This window comes from Steroidobacter sp. (genome assembly GCF_036406195.1).
In the GTDB taxonomy this organism is placed as follows: domain Bacteria; phylum Pseudomonadota; class Gammaproteobacteria; order Steroidobacterales; family Steroidobacteraceae; genus Steroidobacter.
The window spans coordinates 132,909-149,619 of the sequence record NZ_DASWVW010000061.1 but is presented as its reverse complement, the minus strand read 5'-3'; the positions used below and the strand labels follow the sequence as shown (position 1 = coordinate 149,619).

Annotated in this window: 14 protein-coding genes and 1 riboswitch; of the genes, 5 read left to right on the top strand and 9 right to left on the bottom strand. The window is 63.1% G+C overall.

Annotation, left to right across the window (positions count from 1 at the left end; translation table 11 throughout):
* Nucleotides 1-17: 17 nt before the first annotated feature.
* The 3 genes from VGE08_RS24315 to VGE08_RS24305 all read right to left on the bottom strand — a co-directional run bounded on the left by VGE08_RS24315 (nucleotide 18) and on the right by VGE08_RS24305 (nucleotide 4,698).
* Nucleotides 18-1,439 (bottom strand): efflux transporter outer membrane subunit, encoded by a 1,422-nt coding sequence (locus VGE08_RS24315; RefSeq protein ID WP_331070524.1) that lies wholly within the window; start codon nucleotides 1,437-1,439, stop codon nucleotides 18-20.
* Nucleotides 1,436-1,930 carry a MarR family transcriptional regulator gene (locus VGE08_RS24310; protein ID WP_331070523.1) on the bottom strand — a complete coding sequence of 165 codons (495 nt, stop codon included), beginning with the start codon at nucleotides 1,928-1,930 and terminating at the stop codon, nucleotides 1,436-1,438. The genes VGE08_RS24315 and VGE08_RS24310 overlap by 4 nt, the downstream gene beginning before the upstream one ends.
* 113 nt (nucleotides 1,931-2,043) lie before the next feature.
* On the bottom strand, nucleotides 2,044-4,698 hold the full coding sequence (locus tag VGE08_RS24305) for a glycosyltransferase (protein WP_331070522.1): 2,655 nt from the start codon (nucleotides 4,696-4,698) through the stop codon (nucleotides 2,044-2,046).
* Nucleotides 4,699-4,846: 148 nt separating this feature from the next.
* Here VGE08_RS24305 and VGE08_RS24300 point away from each other — a divergent pair, with 148 nt between their 5' ends.
* From VGE08_RS24300 to VGE08_RS24285, 4 genes are all read left to right on the top strand, one after another.
* Entirely contained in the window at nucleotides 4,847-5,548 is a 702-nt protein-coding gene (locus VGE08_RS24300) for an outer membrane beta-barrel protein (protein ID WP_331070521.1), read from the top strand.
* Between the two features lie 41 nt (nucleotides 5,549-5,589).
* Nucleotides 5,590-6,279: an ABC transporter ATP-binding protein gene (locus VGE08_RS24295; protein WP_331070520.1), complete on the top strand. Its 690-nt coding sequence runs from the start codon at nucleotides 5,590-5,592 to the stop codon at nucleotides 6,277-6,279.
* Nucleotides 6,276-8,813, top strand: a complete 2,538-nt coding sequence (locus VGE08_RS24290; RefSeq protein WP_331070519.1) for an FtsX-like permease family protein — start codon at nucleotides 6,276-6,278, stop codon at nucleotides 8,811-8,813. Before VGE08_RS24295 ends, VGE08_RS24290 begins: the two co-directional genes overlap by 4 nt.
* A 153-nt stretch (nucleotides 8,814-8,966) precedes the next feature.
* On the top strand, nucleotides 8,967-10,001 hold the full coding sequence (locus VGE08_RS24285; protein WP_331070518.1) for a carotenoid 1,2-hydratase: 1,035 nt from the start codon (nucleotides 8,967-8,969) through the stop codon (nucleotides 9,999-10,001).
* On the opposite strand, the gene VGE08_RS24280 is transcribed toward VGE08_RS24285, so the two are convergent.
* The 6 genes from VGE08_RS24280 to VGE08_RS24255 all read right to left on the bottom strand — a co-directional run bounded on the left by VGE08_RS24280 (nucleotide 9,998) and on the right by VGE08_RS24255 (nucleotide 15,997).
* Nucleotides 9,998-10,639, bottom strand: coding sequence for a DUF5074 domain-containing protein (locus tag VGE08_RS24280; protein WP_331070517.1), 642 nt, complete (start codon nucleotides 10,637-10,639; stop codon nucleotides 9,998-10,000). The two genes, VGE08_RS24285 and VGE08_RS24280, sit on opposite strands and share 4 nt — an antisense overlap.
* Nucleotides 10,640-10,691: 52 nt before the next feature.
* A complete protein-coding gene (locus tag VGE08_RS24275) occupies nucleotides 10,692-11,912 on the bottom strand; it encodes a hypothetical protein (protein ID WP_331070516.1) in 1,221 nt (406 codons plus the stop codon).
* 125 nt (nucleotides 11,913-12,037) lie between these two features.
* Entirely contained in the window at nucleotides 12,038-12,520 is a 483-nt protein-coding gene (gene rraA, locus VGE08_RS24270) for a ribonuclease E activity regulator RraA (RefSeq protein WP_331070515.1), read from the bottom strand.
* A 104-nt stretch (nucleotides 12,521-12,624) separates the two neighbouring features.
* Nucleotides 12,625-14,652, bottom strand: a complete 2,028-nt coding sequence (locus tag VGE08_RS24265) for a hypothetical protein (protein ID WP_331070514.1) — start codon at nucleotides 14,650-14,652, stop codon at nucleotides 12,625-12,627.
* Between the two features lie 172 nt (nucleotides 14,653-14,824).
* Nucleotides 14,825-14,911, bottom strand: a riboswitch (cyclic di-GMP riboswitch).
* A gap of 238 nt (nucleotides 14,912-15,149) precedes the next feature.
* A complete protein-coding gene (locus VGE08_RS24260; protein WP_331070513.1) occupies nucleotides 15,150-15,551 on the bottom strand; it encodes a hypothetical protein in 402 nt (133 codons plus the stop codon).
* Between the two features lie 146 nt (nucleotides 15,552-15,697).
* Complete coding sequence (locus tag VGE08_RS24255; RefSeq protein ID WP_293866874.1) at nucleotides 15,698-15,997, bottom strand: hypothetical protein; 300 nt, start codon at nucleotides 15,995-15,997, stop codon at nucleotides 15,698-15,700.
* A 178-nt stretch (nucleotides 15,998-16,175) separates the two neighbouring features.
* Between VGE08_RS24255 and VGE08_RS24250 the strand changes: the two genes are divergently transcribed.
* Complete coding sequence (locus tag VGE08_RS24250) at nucleotides 16,176-16,568, top strand: hypothetical protein (RefSeq protein ID WP_331070512.1); 393 nt, start codon at nucleotides 16,176-16,178, stop codon at nucleotides 16,566-16,568.
* Nucleotides 16,569-16,711: the final 143 nt, after the last annotated feature.

Sequence of the window (16,711 nt, the reverse complement as noted above, 5' to 3'; positions counted from 1 at the left end):
TCCGTTGCGTAATGCAATCAGCTCGCCGCGTGGAAGTTGCCGCCGACGGCCAGCAGCAGCGACACACGAGCGAGCGCTTGTTGATGGAGGATGTTCACGTAGGTGGTGCGTGCGTTCAGCACCTGGGTTTCGGTCGTGAGCACCGAGAGATAGTTCGCCAGGCCGGCTTCATAGCGTTTGTGCGCGAGCCGATAAGCTTCTTCGGCGGCTGTGAGCGTCGCGCGTGCCTCTTCCAATTGACGCGCGCTGTAGTTCACCTGGCTCAGCTGGTCGGCGACCTGTTGCACGGCCGACAGCACCACTTCGTTGTAAGCACCGATGGCTTCGTCCTGCAGGGCCGTCGCGGTGTTGAACTGAGACTTCAGGCGCTGCGAGTCGAACAGCGGCAAGCTGATCGCGGGGCCCACACCGTAGCTGCGATTGTTCGCCTGGAAAAGATTGTCGAGCCCGATGGCCTGAAAGCCTGCGAACGCGCCCAAATTTACGTTTGGATAGAACGCGGCACGCGCAGCGGCTCGTTGTGACGTGGCCGCTTCCACGCGCGCACGAGCTGCGAGCACGTCAGGACGGCGACCCAACAAGTCCGCAGGCAGCTCGGACGGAATCGACAGGGCGGTTTCGAGATTGAGCGTGGGCTTGCCGATGCGTTCATAAGCATCCGCGCCTTCACCAATCAGTGCAGCCAGGCGATGAATGGCTACTTCACGAGCTGCCTCGGCCTGCAGGCGTGCCAGACCAGCCTGTGGTACGGCCGACTCGGCCTCACGCAGCTCGACGTTGGTATCCAGGCCAGCGCCGATGCGCTTGCGAGTGATGTCGAGAATGCGCTGTCTCTGCTCCAGAGACTGTTGCGCGATGTCGGCCAGCGCGATGGCGCGATTCAGATCCAGATACGTCTGAGACAACGCTACGGTGGTCGCGAGGCGAGCCGCGGCGGAATCCAAGCGAACGGCTTCCTCCGTGGCCTGAGCCTGTTTGATGAGTGCGGCTTGCCGGCCAAAGAAATCCAGGTCCCACGACAGATCGGCCAGCAACTGACCCGACCAGTAGGTGCCGCCGCCAAACGGCGGCGGAATCAAATATTCCTCGGGCAGGCGGCTGCGTTGTTCCTGACCGTTGAGCGTCACGCCCGGTCGACGCTGTGCCGTGGCAAGCTGCACTTGCGCCTGGGCCGCGCGCAGGCGTGCCAATGCCTGTTGCAAATTGGGGTTGCGTTCCAGCGCCGTGGTGACGAGCTGATCGAACTGCGGATCGCCGTACTGCTCCCACCAGCGCTCCATCACAACCGGCGTAGCGGCCGTGCCGAGGCCGATGTTGTCATCGGCGATCGTTTGCAGTTGCGGCTCGGTCTTCGGCGGAGTCACACAACCGCTCAGTGCGGTGGCCACGCCAAGCACCAAAGCGGCGGCATGCGGAGCGAAGTGTGCCGTCATTTTCATGACGCCTTCTGCTTTTCCGTAGCGCTCGTGGTCAGACTCATGTTTTGCAGGCGATCGATCGTTCGCCGCAGCAGTGACTGCAGCAGCTTCACTTCTTCGCGGCTGAGGCCAGCCAGCGATTCGTTCAACATGTCACATGCCGTGGGAATCAACTTGTCGAGCACCTTGTGCCCGGCTTTGGTGAGCGACAGCTCGATGACGCGCCGGTCGTCAGGGTTACGGCGACGCTCGATTAGATTGCGAGACTCGAGCTGATCGATCAGGCGCGTCATCGCCCCACTGTCGTGATGCAGGTCGCGGCACAGTTCGGCGACCGTGGTCGCCAGTCCGTCGCGCAGATTCATCAGCACCGCCCACTGCTGCAGAGTGCAACCCTGCGCGGCGAAACGCGCTTCGATGCCCTCCTGCATCAGTCGCTGCGTGCGCTTGACCAGGTAGCCGATGCTGTCGCGTAGGTGGAATGTGTCGGGTCGGTAGTAGGGCTTGGGCATGGGTGGCCTCGGCAATTGCTGCCTGGGCAGCAATTCTAGGAAATTACTGCCCAGGCAGCAATTCTAGGGAGAGATCGCCGGACGGCAAGTCGGCAAATAGGCGTTTTCAGGAACTAGTCAGCGGAATCGGAGGCACGAAACCGCGCACCGGCCAGGGCGTTGCCTTGTGGCGGCCGTCCCAGCCATCGGGCGGGCAGCGACAGTGCGCTGACGAGTGACATGAGCAGAGAGGCAGCGTAGGGGATGGCCTGAATCAACAGTACGGCAACCCACAGGGACACATCCGGTGCCTTCAGCTCTTCGGGAATCCCGAGAATGAATCCGGGTGCGATGGTGAACTGGTGCGTCAGACCGACCGCCGCGAGTATCAGCGCCAACATCCAGGCGGTTTCGGCGCGCGCAGCCGCGAAGCCTGCGATCAAGGCGTGCGGCTGCTTGCCCTTCGGTGTACGGAAGAATGGTTGAGAACGAGTCAGCATTCCTGTGACTACCGCAACACCCACGGCGTGGGAAAGAGCGAGCCCGGCCAGTGCCGCGGCCAACGTCTGTCGGATGTTCGCTCCCACGCGCGATGAGTAGAGATGCGCGAGCTTCGCCAGCTTGAATGCGAACAAGGTCAGCGGCAGCACCGAGAACATCATCAGCGGCGGATCGAAGCGGTGGGGTGCGATGATCATCGCGGCCGACCACGCCAACGCGACTAGATTGAAAATGAGGTTCAGTCCGTCTGCCATCCACGGCAGCCAGCCCGCGATAAAGTGGTAGCGCTGACCCTTGGTGAGCCGCTCGTCGGAGCTGAACAATATGCCGCCGTGCGCGCGCAGGATCTGCACCGCGCCGTATGCCCAGCGGAAACGTTGCTTCTTATAGTCAGTGAACGTTTCGGGCATCAGGCCACGGCCATAAGTGACCGGCAGATACTGTGCTTCGTGGCCCTGCTCGAACAGGCGCAAGCCGAGCTCGGCGTCTTCAGTGATGCACCACTCGGCCCAGCCGCCGACGCTCTGCAGGGCCGAACGTCGCACCAGTGTCATCGTGCCGTGTTGGATGATGGCGTTGCGCTCGTTGCGCACTACCATGCCGATGTGAAAGAAGCCGCGATACTCGGCGTAGCACATTGCCTTGAACGCATTCTCCTCCGCGTCACGGTAGTCCTGCGGTGCTTGCACGATGGCGATCTTCGGGTCGGTGAACGCGGGCACCAGCTCACGCAGCCAATGCGGCTCGACCTTGTAGTCGCTGTCGATTACGGCCACCACCTCCGCGTCGGCGGCGGTGTGCCGGAGCGCGTAGTTCAATGCGCCAGCTTTGAAGCCCGACAGCGGGGCAACGTGGAAGAACTTGAAACGCTCGCCCAGTCTGCGGCAATGCTGTTCCACCGGTTGCCACACCGAGGGCTCCGGTGTGTTGTTGTCGACGACGATGACTTCGAAATCGGGATAGTCGAGCCGCGCCAGGGCATCGAGTGTCTCGATCAACATGTCGGGTGGCTCGTTGTAGGCCGGCACGTGAATCGAAACCTTCGGTAACGCGGCGCCAGCGGTGGCGACGAATGGCCGCTTGCGAGGCTTGCCCCAGCGCGCTTCGGCCCACTCGAGCGCTTCGGTGAGCAACACCGCAATGACCCCGAGCATGCCCAGGATCAACAACGTGCCGACCAGTACGCTGGTCCAGGTGAGATAGCGGCGCGAGTAGTCGTAGATGATCCAGACCATCGTAGTCGCGACGCCGTACACGACCACGGCCAACAAGCTGCGTCCACGTGTTCCCAGCGCAAGGCTGTGCACGTAGAGCATGCCTAGAATGATCGTGGCGATGGCGACGGAGATCGTGGCAAGCGTTTGCCATTGCGGAATGCGCACGATGGGTTCGACGAATGCGAATTTCGGTTGGCGATAGACGTCGTAGATGCCCCAGTACGAGCCGACGGCGCCTTCGTAGCGGGTCTTCCACGGCTGGTCGAACGCTTCCATCAAGTAATAGATGTAGCCTTCGTGTCTGGCGCGCTCCAGAAAGCGTCGCAGGAACATGGCCTGATTGCTGGTGGACGCTACGGCGCCCTCGCGAGTGCGGCCATCGGAAGGCCAGCCCGCTTCGGCGATCACGATGGGCTTGTTGGGATACGCGCGTTTCAGCTCATCCATGCGAGCGGCGATGTAGTCGATGGCTTGTTCGACCGGAATGCCCTCCCAGTACGGCAGCATGTGCACGGCGAGATAGTCGACGTGCTCGACCAGCTCGGGATGCTTGAGCCACACGTGCCAGGGCTCGGCGGTGCTGACCGGCTGCGCCACCGCCTCGCGCACTCGATCCAATTGGCGCGTGAGCTGCGCGACGGTCAGGTCGCCACGCAGAATGGCTTCATTGCCGATGACCAGGCGAATCACATTGGAATGTCTGTTGGCCAGCTCGATGGCCGCGGCCACTTCCTGCTCGTTGGTCGCCAGGCGTCGGTCGAGCCAGGCGCCGACCGTGACCTTCATGTCGTGACGCGCGGCGAGCTCCGGAATCCGGCCGAGACTCTTGAGCGTCGAGTAGGTGCGAACGGCGGTCACCTTGCCGGCCAACAGGCGCAGATCGCTGTCGATCTGCTGTTCGGTGGGCAGCACCTGCACCACCGGATCCTGCCCCGCCTGGAACGGCGAGAAGGCCATGCCTTGCACGCGCTCCGGCCAGGGCGGCTCGGCGGCCGGCCGGTTCATATAGGCCCACAGTCCGAATGTAAGCGCAGCGAACACGGCGGCAACCAGAAAACCCGACCACTTCATTGATGACTCGATGTGACTCGAAGGCTGGCGCGGTCGCGAATAGTGTGTGGCGAGGGCAACGTTCAGGCATTGATCCCGCGACATGTTAACTTAGCCGGCGCGACGGCTGTCCGGTCGGCGAGCCAGCCGTATAAGGAGTCTTCAGGTCATGCGTTATCAGACAGGGCGCCACCACATGGGTAAGTGGTTCTTTCCACGACAGATTTCGACACGCGCAAGGCGGCATGGAGGGCGCGGCGCGGCGCTGGGCCTGACGCTGTTCGCGGCGTCCGCCACAGTTTCCGCGCAGAGTGCGCCGGACAGCTACAAGACATGGGAGATCACGCCGTTCATCGGCTATATGGCCGGCGGCGAGTTCGAGGACCCGGCGACCAATACCGATCGCGACCTCGACGAGGACAACGACTTCGGCGTGATCATCAACGCCGCCGTCGATCAATGGCGACACTATGAGCTGATCTACGCGCAGCAGAGCACGCAGATCGGCGGCACGTCGCCGCTGGACCTCGACGTCCAGTACCTGCAGATCGGTGGCACTGTCAGTAGTCCCGATGCCGAGCGTGTGATTCCCTATTTCGGCATCACGGTCGGCGCGGCGCGCTTCAGTCCGGATCAATCGGGGCTCGATGATGAGACCAAGCTGGCGTTCACGGTGGGCACCGGCGTGAAGGTGCCGATCACCGAACACCTGGGCGTGCGTCTCGACGCACGAGCCTTCGTGTCGTTGCTCGACACCGACGGCAATATCTTCTGCGTGTCCGACAACGGCGCCGGTACCTGCGCCATTCGCACCAAGTCCGACACGTTCCTGCAGTACCACGCCGCGCTCGGTGTAACCTTCGCGTTCTAACCGCGACGTTCATATCGTCGATCAGGGGCGCAGCGCCGGCGATGCTGCAGGTCGAAAACATCAGCAAATCTTTCGGCGGTCCGCCACCGCGACGTGTGCTCGGTGGCGTCTCACTGCAACTCGCTGCTGGCGAATACATCGCGGTCATGGGCGAGTCGGGTACCGGCAAGTCGACATTGCTCAACTTGATCGCGGGGCTCGACACGCCGGATGCAGGTCGAATCTCGCTCGATGGGCGAGACATCAGTGCGCTCGGTGACGATGAGCGCACGCGCTTGCGACGGGCGCGCATGGGGTTTGTGTTTCAAGCTTTTCATTTGCTGCCGCACCTGAGCGTCGAACGCAACGTCGCACTGCCGCTGGCACTCAATGGCCGGCAAGGTCGTGAGGCGTCCGAGCGAGTGCGCGAGCTGCTGGATGCCGTTGGGATGCTGGAGCGAGCCGATGCCTCTCCATCGCAACTCTCGGGTGGGGAAATGCAGCGTGTCGCCGTGGCTCGCGCGCTGGTCCATCGTCCGGCGCTGGTGCTGGCTGATGAACCCACGGGCAATCTCGACGCGGAGTCCGCGGCCGAAGTGCTCGAGCTGCTTGCGGCACAACTCAAGCGCGATAACGCGGCAGGCATCCTGGTGACGCATTCCGAGCTTGCGGCCGCCACGACCGATCGCATCCTGCAACTTTCCCGGCAAGGACTGGCGCCCCGAGTTGCCGCTGTCGCACCTCGATCGTGAGCGCGCCGCTGCTCATCGAGGCCGCGATTACCGGGCCCATGCGACGCTCGCCCGGGCGAACCTTGCTGGCCATTCTCGCCATCGCGCTCGGCGTCGCGCTGGGCCTGGCGATCTATCTCATCAATCGCTCCGCTGCCGACGAGATTTCCCTGGCGGCGCGCAGCCTGTATGGACTGGCCGATCTCGCAGTGGAACGCGGCGCCGACGACTTCGAGGAGAATTTGTATCCACGCGTCGCTCGCGTTCCCGGGGTCGCAGTCGCAAGCCCTGTCGTGCAAGTCGAGGCCAAGCTGATTGGTCATCGCGGCTCGCTGACGCTCATCGGTTTGGATGGCTTTCGTTCGCGGCTGTTGCAGCCTGCGTTCGCAGAGACGGTCGTTGGCGGCGGTGCGTCCCGGGGCCAGCCGGAAGATGAATCCGACGACTTCGACGAACGGTCGATCTTGCTGAGTGCGAGCGCCGCGCGCGAATTGCAACTGGAGCGCGGCGACTTCGTAGAGTTCCAGGTCGGCATGCAGCGGGAGAGATTGCGCGTCTCGGGCGTGCTGCCGCCGGCCGCCCTGCAGGAGTTCGCGGGCGTCGTCGATATCGCCACCGCGCAATGGCGGTTTGGCCGGCTCGGCAAGCTGTCACGGATCAATTTGCGCCTCGCGTCGGGTTCCAGTCCGGATGAAGTGCGCGCGGCAATTGCAGCCGTGTTGCCGACTGGTGTGAAAGTCACAACGCCGGGCGAGGCCACGGACGACGCCTTGCGCCTGTCGCGTGCCTATCGATCGAATCTCACCGCGCTGGCGCTGGTCGCATTGTTCACCGGCGGGTTCTTTGTTTATTCGACGCAATCGTTGGCGGCTTTGCGGCGACGGCGAGAATTCGCGGTCATGCACGCTATCGGCGTCACTCGCGGCGAGCAGCTCATGCTGATGCTCGCAGGCAGCGCCATCGTGGGTGTGCTCGGCGCGGCGATAGGAATCGTGGCCGGTATTGCCATCGCCAGAATCGGACTGAGCGTGCTCGGTGGCGACCTGGGTGCCGGTTACTTTCGTGGCCTGACGCCCGGATTGAACGTTCACATCGCGGAGATTGCGTTGTTCTCCCTACTGGGTATCGGCGTGGCTGTAGCCGGTGCACTGCGGCCTGCGCTCGATGCGGCGCGCGTTCCGACGGCGAGCGCGCTCAAGGCTGGCGACATCACCAGCGGCGAAGTGCGCTCGCACGGGTGGGCGGTTCTGACGCTTGCTGTTTTGGCCGCGATCACCGTGAGTCTGCCGCCTATCGACGGATTGCCTTTGCCGGGCTTCATCGCCATCGCTTTGCTGCTCATTGCATGCGTCGTGGCGATGCCGTCTGTCGTGCGGTTCGTGCTGCGGCATGCGCCACGCCTACGGCATCTTCCGTATGAGATCGCCGTCGCGCAGATTGCAGGCACGGCTCGCTACGCTACGTTGAGCGTTTCTTCCATCATCGTCAGTTTCAGCCTGATGGCGTCTATGGCCATCATGGTCACATCGTTCCGCGACTCGCTCGATCAATGGACGCAGAAGGTGCTGCCGGCGGATTTGTATGTGCGCGTGGGCTACGTGGGACAATCGTCCTATATGGACGAGGCGTTGGCCCAGTCGATGGCACGGCTGCCCGGTGTCGAACGCGTGGCCTACAGTCGCTTTGGTCTCGTGCAGTTGTCGCCGGACCGACCTGCGTTGACGTTGATTGCACGGACGCTCGATCGCGAACGTCCCGACGATGCACTGTGGATGATGAGCACGGCTGCCGATGAGCTGCCTGCTGAGTTGCTGCCCGTGTGGATCAGCGAAGCTGCTGCGGACTTGTTTGCACTCCAGCCGGGCGCGCAGATCAAGTTCAATCTCGGAGGCAAGGCGGTTAGGGCTTCGGTGCGAGGCGTGTGGCGCGACTATGAGCATCAGAACGGTGCGATCGTCATGGCGCGAGATGACTATCTGGCCTTGACGGGCGATCGCGCCGTCAACACGGTCTGGTTCTGGCTCGATGATTCGGCCGACATTGGGCAAGTGAGCAACGCGGTTCGTGACCTGCTGCCGCCGGCAACCGAGCAGAACGTGCGAACGCCCGGCGAAATACGTGCGTTGTCGCTCGCGGCGTTCGATCGAACTTTTGCCATCACTTATTTGTTGGAACTGGTGGCCGTGACCATCGGGCTGTTCGGGATTGCCGCCGGCATCAGTGCGCAGGTGCTGGCCCGGCGGAGTGAATTCGGAGCGCTGCGCCATCTGGGCTTTACGCGCGGGCAGGTCGCAAGGATGCTGGCGATCGAGGGTTCCGTACTCGGGACGCTTGGAGTGATCGTGGGATTGGTTGCCGGTGTGGCGATCAGCCTGATTCTGATCTACGTCGTCAATCGACAGTCCTTCCACTGGAGCATGGACTTGCGTGCGCCCTTCGGCTTGTTGACCGGGTTGAGCCTTGCGTTGATCGGCGCGGCGGCGTTGATTGCGGTGGTCAGCGGCCGGCAGGCCATGGGAGGCGAGGTGGTGCGGGCCGTGAGGGAAGATTGGTGAGTGCCAGAAAGAAATGACTGGTGACTAATGACTGGTGAATGGTCAGAAAGGAGCTTCATGCCTTCGGGGGCGCACGTAGCCGATGAAGAACCAGGAGTCGGCGGACTTGCTCGCCGAGCGTGGCGCGCAGTTACAGCGTTTGCCACGGGCGCAATGGTCTTTGTTGCCGCAAGCGCGGACGTCGTCTATCCCGAGGTGGTTCCAGGCTACGAGATACAGTTGCCGCGTGACGAAGGCAGTCATCCTCAGTTCAGAACCGAGTGGTGGTACGTCACCGGCTGGCTGGAAGACGAATCCGGTTCTCCGCTGGGCTTTCAGCTCACATTCTTTCGCTCGCGTACCGGCATCGACGAGGACAATCCCTCGCGCTTCGCTCTCCGCCAGGTCCTGTTCGCACATCTTGCCGTCAGCGATCCGAAACGCGGCTCGCCGTTACATCACGAGAAATCCGCTCGCCCCGGTTTCGGCCTGGCGGCCGCTGCGGAAGGAGCGCTGGATGTTCATATCGACGACTGGCATCTGCGCCGCGACGGCGATACGTACGTGGCAGTGGCCAACGCGGATGACCTGCAACTCGATCTGAAGCTGCGCCCCAACGCGCCACCCCTGCTGCAGGGGGATGGAGGGTTCAGCCAGAAGGGGCCGGATCCAAGATCGGCCAGTTACTACTACAGCCTGCCCCAGCTCGAAGTCACCGGCCGAGTCGCCATCGAGGGGCGCGATCGAACAGTTCGGGGCATCGCCTGGTTCGATCACGAGTGGTCCGGCGCCATCGTCGACGAGCGTGCTCAAGGTTGGGATTGGGTGGGGCTCAATCTGGACGATGGCGGCGCGTTGATGATGTTTCAAATGCGCGGGCCCGAGGAAAGCGAGTTGTGGGCCGCGGCGAAGTGGCGCGCCGGAAATTCGAACGACGCAGTGTCGTATCGGCCCGAGGAGATCGAATGGAAGCCGCTGCGCCGCTGGCGATCATCGCGTAGCGGCGTCAACTATCCAGTCGAGTGGCAAGTCACTCTGGGCGATCGCGTAATCACCTTGCGTCCGTTGATGGACGACCAGGAGAACGACGCGCGCGGCAGCACCGGCACCCTCTATTGGGAAGGTGCGGTGCGTGCGTTCGAAGGGAACAAGCCCATTGGCCGCGGTTATCTGGAGCTGACGGGCTACGGTGAGAAGATGCGTCTCTAAGCCGCTCGCTTCGGCCGGCGCACTGCTCGTACCTTGCCGGTACGGCCGCCGCCGCAGAAGAATCGATCGGCGCCGTCCGACTCCAATCCGGAGATGCCTACGCCCTCCGGCATCTGCACACTCTCCTGAACCTCGCCGCTGCGAGGATCGATGCGGCGCAGTTCGCTCTCGTCGCCTTCCCAGGTGGCGTGCCACAACTCGCCGTCCACCCACGTCACTCCCGTGACGAAGCGATTGGACTCGATGGTGCGCAGAACGGCGCCCGTGTCGGGATCGACTTGATGAATCTTGCGTTCACGATACTGTCCCACCCACAACGTGCCTTCCGCCCAGGCCAGCCCCGAATCGCTGCCGTCTCCGGGTGCGGGAATGGTGGCCAGTACTTCGCCGGTACTCGGGTCGAGCTTCTGAATGCGGTTCTCGGCGATCTGAAACAAATGCCGGCCATCGAAAGCCGTGCCCGCATGCGAGGCGACGTTGATGGAGCGTAGGGATTCGCCACTGGCAGGGTCGATGGCATTGAGTTTGTCGCCGGACGCGAACCAAAGCCGTTGACCGTCGTAAGTGACTCCGTGCACGGCGTCGACGCCTGGAAAAGGTCCGTACTCGCGAGTGATGTCGGCAGCTGACGTTTTCATGATGACTCTCCGGTTGACTGATGCACCAGCGGCGCTGGTCGGTGAGAGCATCCTAGATGCTGGGGAGCAGAGCAGGGAGTAACAAGCTCGTCGTGAAACCCGACAGCGGCGGCATCATCCAGCGGCGGGCGCGACCACGACCGAAAGATTGCACCTTTCCGGTTGCCGCTAGCGCGTCGAGCGCGCGCTGCACAGTACGCTGACTGGCGCCGAGCGCAAGTGCGAGCGCCGAGCTGGACCACGATTCGCCATCGGACAGGAACGCCAGTATCGCCGCATGTTCTTCTTCCACGGGCCGTGCCAGCACGGCGACCTCGCGTGCGTGACGTGGCGTCAACGCGAACCCCTCCGGCGTTGCTTTCACGCTGGCTTGCGCCCGAAGCACACTGCGCAGCCGGCCCATCTCGACTCGTAACCGTGCTCGATGCGATTCATCAGGATGTTTGGTGCGAAACGCCGTTGCGATCAGCGTGCGCCTGGGAACATCTCCTGGCCACGCTTCCGCCAGCGCACGCGCCAGCGTGAACAGAACGGGACGTTTCGCGAGCGAGACCGTCACGTGTGCATCGCTTAAGGCATAGCGGCACGCATCAACGACGAGCGTCTTTGATGTCAGTAAAGTTTCAACTTCATGCGGAAGCAGGTCGCGTTCCGTGCCGCGTTCGATCACCCTAGCTGCCGGAGTATCGAGGACACGAAATGCGCTGTCGACCTCGGCCGATAGAGCAGGAATCCCCGCGCGGCGCGCGGCGTCTCGTGCTCGTACGAGCGCTTGGTGCGCCGTGTTGATGTGCAGCCGTCGCATCGCGATTCCCGCCACCACCAGGTCATGCGCGGCTTTCAATGGGGGCGGAAGAGGTGCGGGATCGAAGGTGGCCAACGTACGTTCCGCGTCCTCGATGCGGCCGATCAGTACGAGCCGTCGCACCTCCAAATAACCCGCGTGTGCTGCATTTGCACGGTCGCCATGTTCTTCGAGCGTGGCGCGCGCTGCGTGCAGCGCCTTCACTGGCCAGCCAAGATCGCGCGAGGCAAATGCAACTTCGGCCTCCGCTACGACACATCGTGCTCGCGCCACCGCTTCCTTGGGTCCGAACGCACGAACGGCAGCTCGCAACAGTGACTTCGCTCGCACGAAATCACCGAGCTGCGCCATGGCGATGCCGCGCAGTGCCAATGCTGGAGGATCGTCTCGCAAAGCGACGCGCTTCAGCGCGCCCAATGGATCTCCGGTCGCCAAGGCTCGCGCCGCGGCTGTGATCATCGAGTCCATCGCAGCCCCGTCACGATGTCACTCCGAGCGAGATGCGCAAGCGTGGGCGATGTCACGCAGGAGAACGTGAACACCGCTGGAGTCTTTCTGATCACGCGAGCGATGGGGCCCGCGTGCTGTGTCATTTACTGGATCAGAGCGCGGCGGGCGACGATGACGCCGTCTTCGTCGGCATACAACCAATCGCCGGGACGGAAGGTCACGCCGCCGAAGCGCACCGGGATGTCGCGCTGGCCTTCGCCGCGCTTGTCGGTTTTCATCGGATGGGTGCCGAGCGCTTTGACGCCGATGGGCATGTCGGCGATCGCGGCCGAATCGCGAATGCAGCCGTAGACGACGATGCCGCGCCAGCCGTTGTCCACGGCCTTTTTGGCGAGCAGGTCACCCACCACGGCACGACGCATCGAGCCGCCCGCATCGATCACCAGGACGCGGCCATTGCCTGCTTCGGCGGTGAGCTCGCGGACCAGGGAGTTGTCTTCGAAGCATTTGATGGTGGCGATCTGCCCACCGAATTGCAGTTGCCCGCCGAAGTCACCGAACAGGGGTTCGCACACTTCCAGCTCGTCGCTGAATTGATCGCACAGGTCGGCAGTTCTGATGTCCACGGCGTCTTCCTCGAAACAAGACGCCGGATTCTGCCGCACGCAAAGGCGGCGGACCAGCTCCACCCCGCGCCTGGGGCTGCGGGGCACCCCGGGGTGTGGAATTCCTACTTCTTCTTGCCGAGCAGCCGGGACAGCAGCGAACTGTTCTGAGGCAGCTTGCGGATTCCGCTCTCCGACAGCTCGACCTCGCGCGCTTCCTCCAGCAATTCCTCCGCGAGGCTCTTCTTGAGCGTCTTGTGCTTGCCGGATGCGGCGGCTCGCGTGAGCTCCGAGCGCTTCACCGCCGGGCTGGCGGATTTCGCCGCGACTTTGCTGTCCAGGGCCTTGTGAACGCCAGTGGAGTTCAGCCTGAACGCACCAGTGGCGCCAGGCTTGAACGTGCCTGTCGCCGAATTCAGCGAGCCGGTCGCGTTCGGGCGGAACGCACCGATCGCATTGGGACGGAACTTGCCGGTCGCCGAAGTATCGACTTCCATGGTCACCGTCGGCACCACCGGTGCGCGATTGGCTCGCGCGTTGTTCAGCTCGACGACGTTGCTCTTCGGCTCTTCGGGCTCGGCGCGCCGTGGCTGCGGCGCATCCTTGAAGCGCGCTTGCTCGGCGACGCTGATACGCAGCACCGAAGGCGCCGCAAAGAACGTCTTCAGATAGCCAGCGACGGCTTCGGCCGACACTGCTTCCTTGAAGAAGCCCAGGCGCAGCGAATGAATGATCTTGCCGCTGCCCGCCGTGGCCACCGAGTACAAGCGGTACGCCTCGAAGATGTCGAGGTGCGGCATGGTATCGAGATTCACCGGCTGCTCGGAGGCTGCCAGCTGAATCGCGAACCACTTTTCCTGCACGTTGTCGTTCAGCTCTTCGTTGGTCAGCGCGCGAATGGTCTGCGTGCTGTCGAGATTCGGATGCGCGTGCGGCGATTCGCGCACCACGATCGACGGTGAAATCGGCTTTGCCGCCGGAGTGGGGGCCTTCGCAGCTGGCGCCGCCACCTTTGCAGCGGGAGCCGCTGGCTTCGCCGGCGGATCGATCTTCTTCGCGGCCGGTGCAGCGGGCCTGGCAGCGGCACCTTTCTTCGCTACCGGCGTTTGCGCAGCGGCCGCAGCCGCCTTGGCCGGCGGCTCGTCATAAAGATCGAGCTCGAAGGCTTCGACATCTTCGATCTTCAGTCCCTTGCCGACGTGATACGGCTCATCGCTCGCATGTGATTTCTGCGCACTGGCCGGCGTCGGTTCAGGATCCGAGAAAGTCAGTGCCGGCACTCGCACGCTGGCGCCAATGTCCAGTTTCGGTGGCACCACTGCCGGTGCCGGCGGAACGACTGGCTTGCTGACCGTGGGCGCGGGTGCGGGCGTAGCAGCCTTCGTGCCTTTGATCTTGTTGGGATCGAGCGCGGCGAACTTGCCGCTCAGCAGGCCCACCGCGAGCGGCTCTTTCGAGGGCGCGGGTGCCGGGGCAGGGTCATCGTTCCAGCTCATGTCGTCGAGACCGGCGCTCTCGGTGAGCGCTTTGATCTTGGGCAGCGATGCGGAGGTGACCGCAGCCTTGGTGGCTTCGTCCGGCTCCCAGGTCATCTCGACGACTTCGTCGGCGGGGGCCTTCGCACCTTGATTCGACTTCGCTGCCGCGGGCTTGGGAGCGTCAGCCTTCGACGGCGCTGGTTTCGCGGCAGCAGCAGGTGCGGCCGGTGCGGCTTTCGGCGCCGGAACGACCGCGGCGGGAGCAGGAGCCGTCGTGTTGACGACAGCAACAGCAGGGCGAGCCGCGGCCGCTGGAGCCGATGGGCGTTCAGGCAAATAGCCGCGAGCGAAACGACGATCTTCGTCGCCGAGGCTGGTGGTGAACGCGGTGGGATACTGCTGACGAACGACGGTGAGCACACGCTCGGCATGCGCTTCGCTGGTGAAGAAGCCGAGCCGCAGGCGATGTCGCGTGCGTCCATCCTCGACACGCGCGACTTGATAGAGCTTGTAATTGTCCAGGCCGGGAATGTTTCTTCCGTCCGTCGCCACCGGCGCGATGGACGCGCACAGGTTGATGACGTACAGCTGAGTACCGCCGCCCACATGCTGGGCGACCAGCGGAGGATGTGAGCTTCCCCGCTCGACGTAGACCTTGCTGGTATTTTCTTCCACGTTTCTTCCCCGACCCATTTCGCCGTCCGAACACCGCGTCCCGCGGTGGACGCACTCTGGCTGAACGGATGCATTTCGGCAGGGAAGGGAGCGCGCTCATGCGCATCGCGCTCGTTCACGGCGGTTTCGCTGTTTTCTTCTGTGGCGAAACCGTTGCCGCCCGACGCGGCCCCGTGGCAACCCCGCTGTCTTAGGAAATGAATCCGTTAGACCGGAAGCTTTGCGTCCTCGCCTTTCGGCGAGTTTGCCCATGAATCTCGACCAGGAACGGCTTCGATCATCGGCACGCACAAGCGATAAGTCAAGTGTTCCGGTCGCTTTCAGCAGACAGGCAGATTGGCGACAGGTGATTGTCTGCCAAGGACTTGGAGTTATGTCTCATCAAGCACTGATAGTGATGAACGAGTGGTGACGAGAACGAGGCTTGCCGCCGTTTTCTCCGGCTGAGGCAGCGCCTCGGTCCATTCATCAATCACAAGTTATGTTCAGTTCATTCATCACACTGCGATGCGAGTCCAGGCTTCCTTGCTGGCGCTGGCCGGTTCGCCGGCCATGATGCGGGGCGCGAGCTGCGAAACAATATGAATCTGTGCGGCGTCGGAAAGGCCGAGTGCACGCAGCGCACCCTCCAGTCCCTCGATCAGCTGGCGCCGCTCGTTCTCGGTCGGGCAGCTGTCGCGTGCCAGTGCAGCAAGCTCATCACCGACGCTTTCCAGAGTCTCGGCAATGGAAGGAGCGAACTCGCTCAGGTCGCCACGCAGCCGGGCGGCGAAGCGGAACGAGTTGTATGCGCAAACGTACGCGCGATGTCTGAGCTTCAAGTTCTTCAACATTCCCACCGCATGGGTCTCCCGCACGAAGGTCGCGGGCGAAAGTGTGAAGGGCGGCACGATTCGCACGGTGTGCGCTGGATCGCAAAATGCGGTCGCATTCCGCCGTTGCATTTATGCCGCATTACGGATCAAGCATGTACGCGCGAACTATTTTTCAGCGTAAAAAATTCGCGCGCGTGGCGTTGACAATCAACCACTGACGTGCTGGACGGTCAGGCACGGCCGACGTTGCGATCGGTGGGCGAGTGGAAGTACTCGCTTTCTTCGGCGAACTGGCGCATCAGCTTGCGCAGCTCTTCGATGCGGCCCTCGGCGGTGCTGATGGGCTGGCATTCCTCGCATTCGGGATCCGAACAGGGCTGGCGCGAGTACAACCAATACTGGACCGCGCCCGCCAGCAGGCCGTCGGCGATGTCCCAGATATCGGCCTTGTCGTCGGTATCGGCGATGCGGTTGCCCAGGTCGACGGCCTTGCCGAAGGCTTCGCTGAAGGGGTTGTCGGATTCCTGCATGGGTGGGTCCAGGCGCTGGCGCCCGTTGCTGTCATTGAAGATGCCCCCATTGTACCGGCGTCAGGGGCGCTGACGAAGACTGTCCGCCTTGAAGATGCCGGCCGCGGCTGGTCTACTGTCATAAAGCGTTTCAGGTTCCGCGCCGGCCGCAAGCAGGCGAATTCATTAGAGGTTTCACATGGCCGAAGATCGCAATCAGGACCCGCAGATGGACACCGAGGGGCTGTACCAGGAGGACAATTTCACCGACCGCAAGGTCGGCGCAATTCGTCGCCTCTCCCCGGTACGCGCCGACGGCTCCGCGGACCCCTCTCGTCCGGTGCTGTTCATCGGCCAGGCCGAGATCATGACCAACATGGGCCCGGTGCCCATCAACTTCGAGATCGAAGCCAAGACACTGGCCGATGCCGTCGTCGGCTTCGCTCCGGCCGCGCAGGCGGCCATCGAGCGCACCGTTCAGCAGATTCAGGAAATGCGCCGTCAGCAGGCCTCGCAGTTGGTGGTGCCGCAGGGGCCGATGCCGAATCTCACCGGTGGTGGTGGACGCGGCGGCAAGATCCAGCTGCCGTAATTCATCTGCGATGATGGGGCACGTGCCCCATCATCGTGCGTGAGCCCCGTTCCAGGGGCTCAGCATTGGTGCGTGAACGGTTCTCTTGCCCACAAATCACGCACGTTTCTCCCGCCTTCCGACTGGCACGCTTTTCGCTCCGT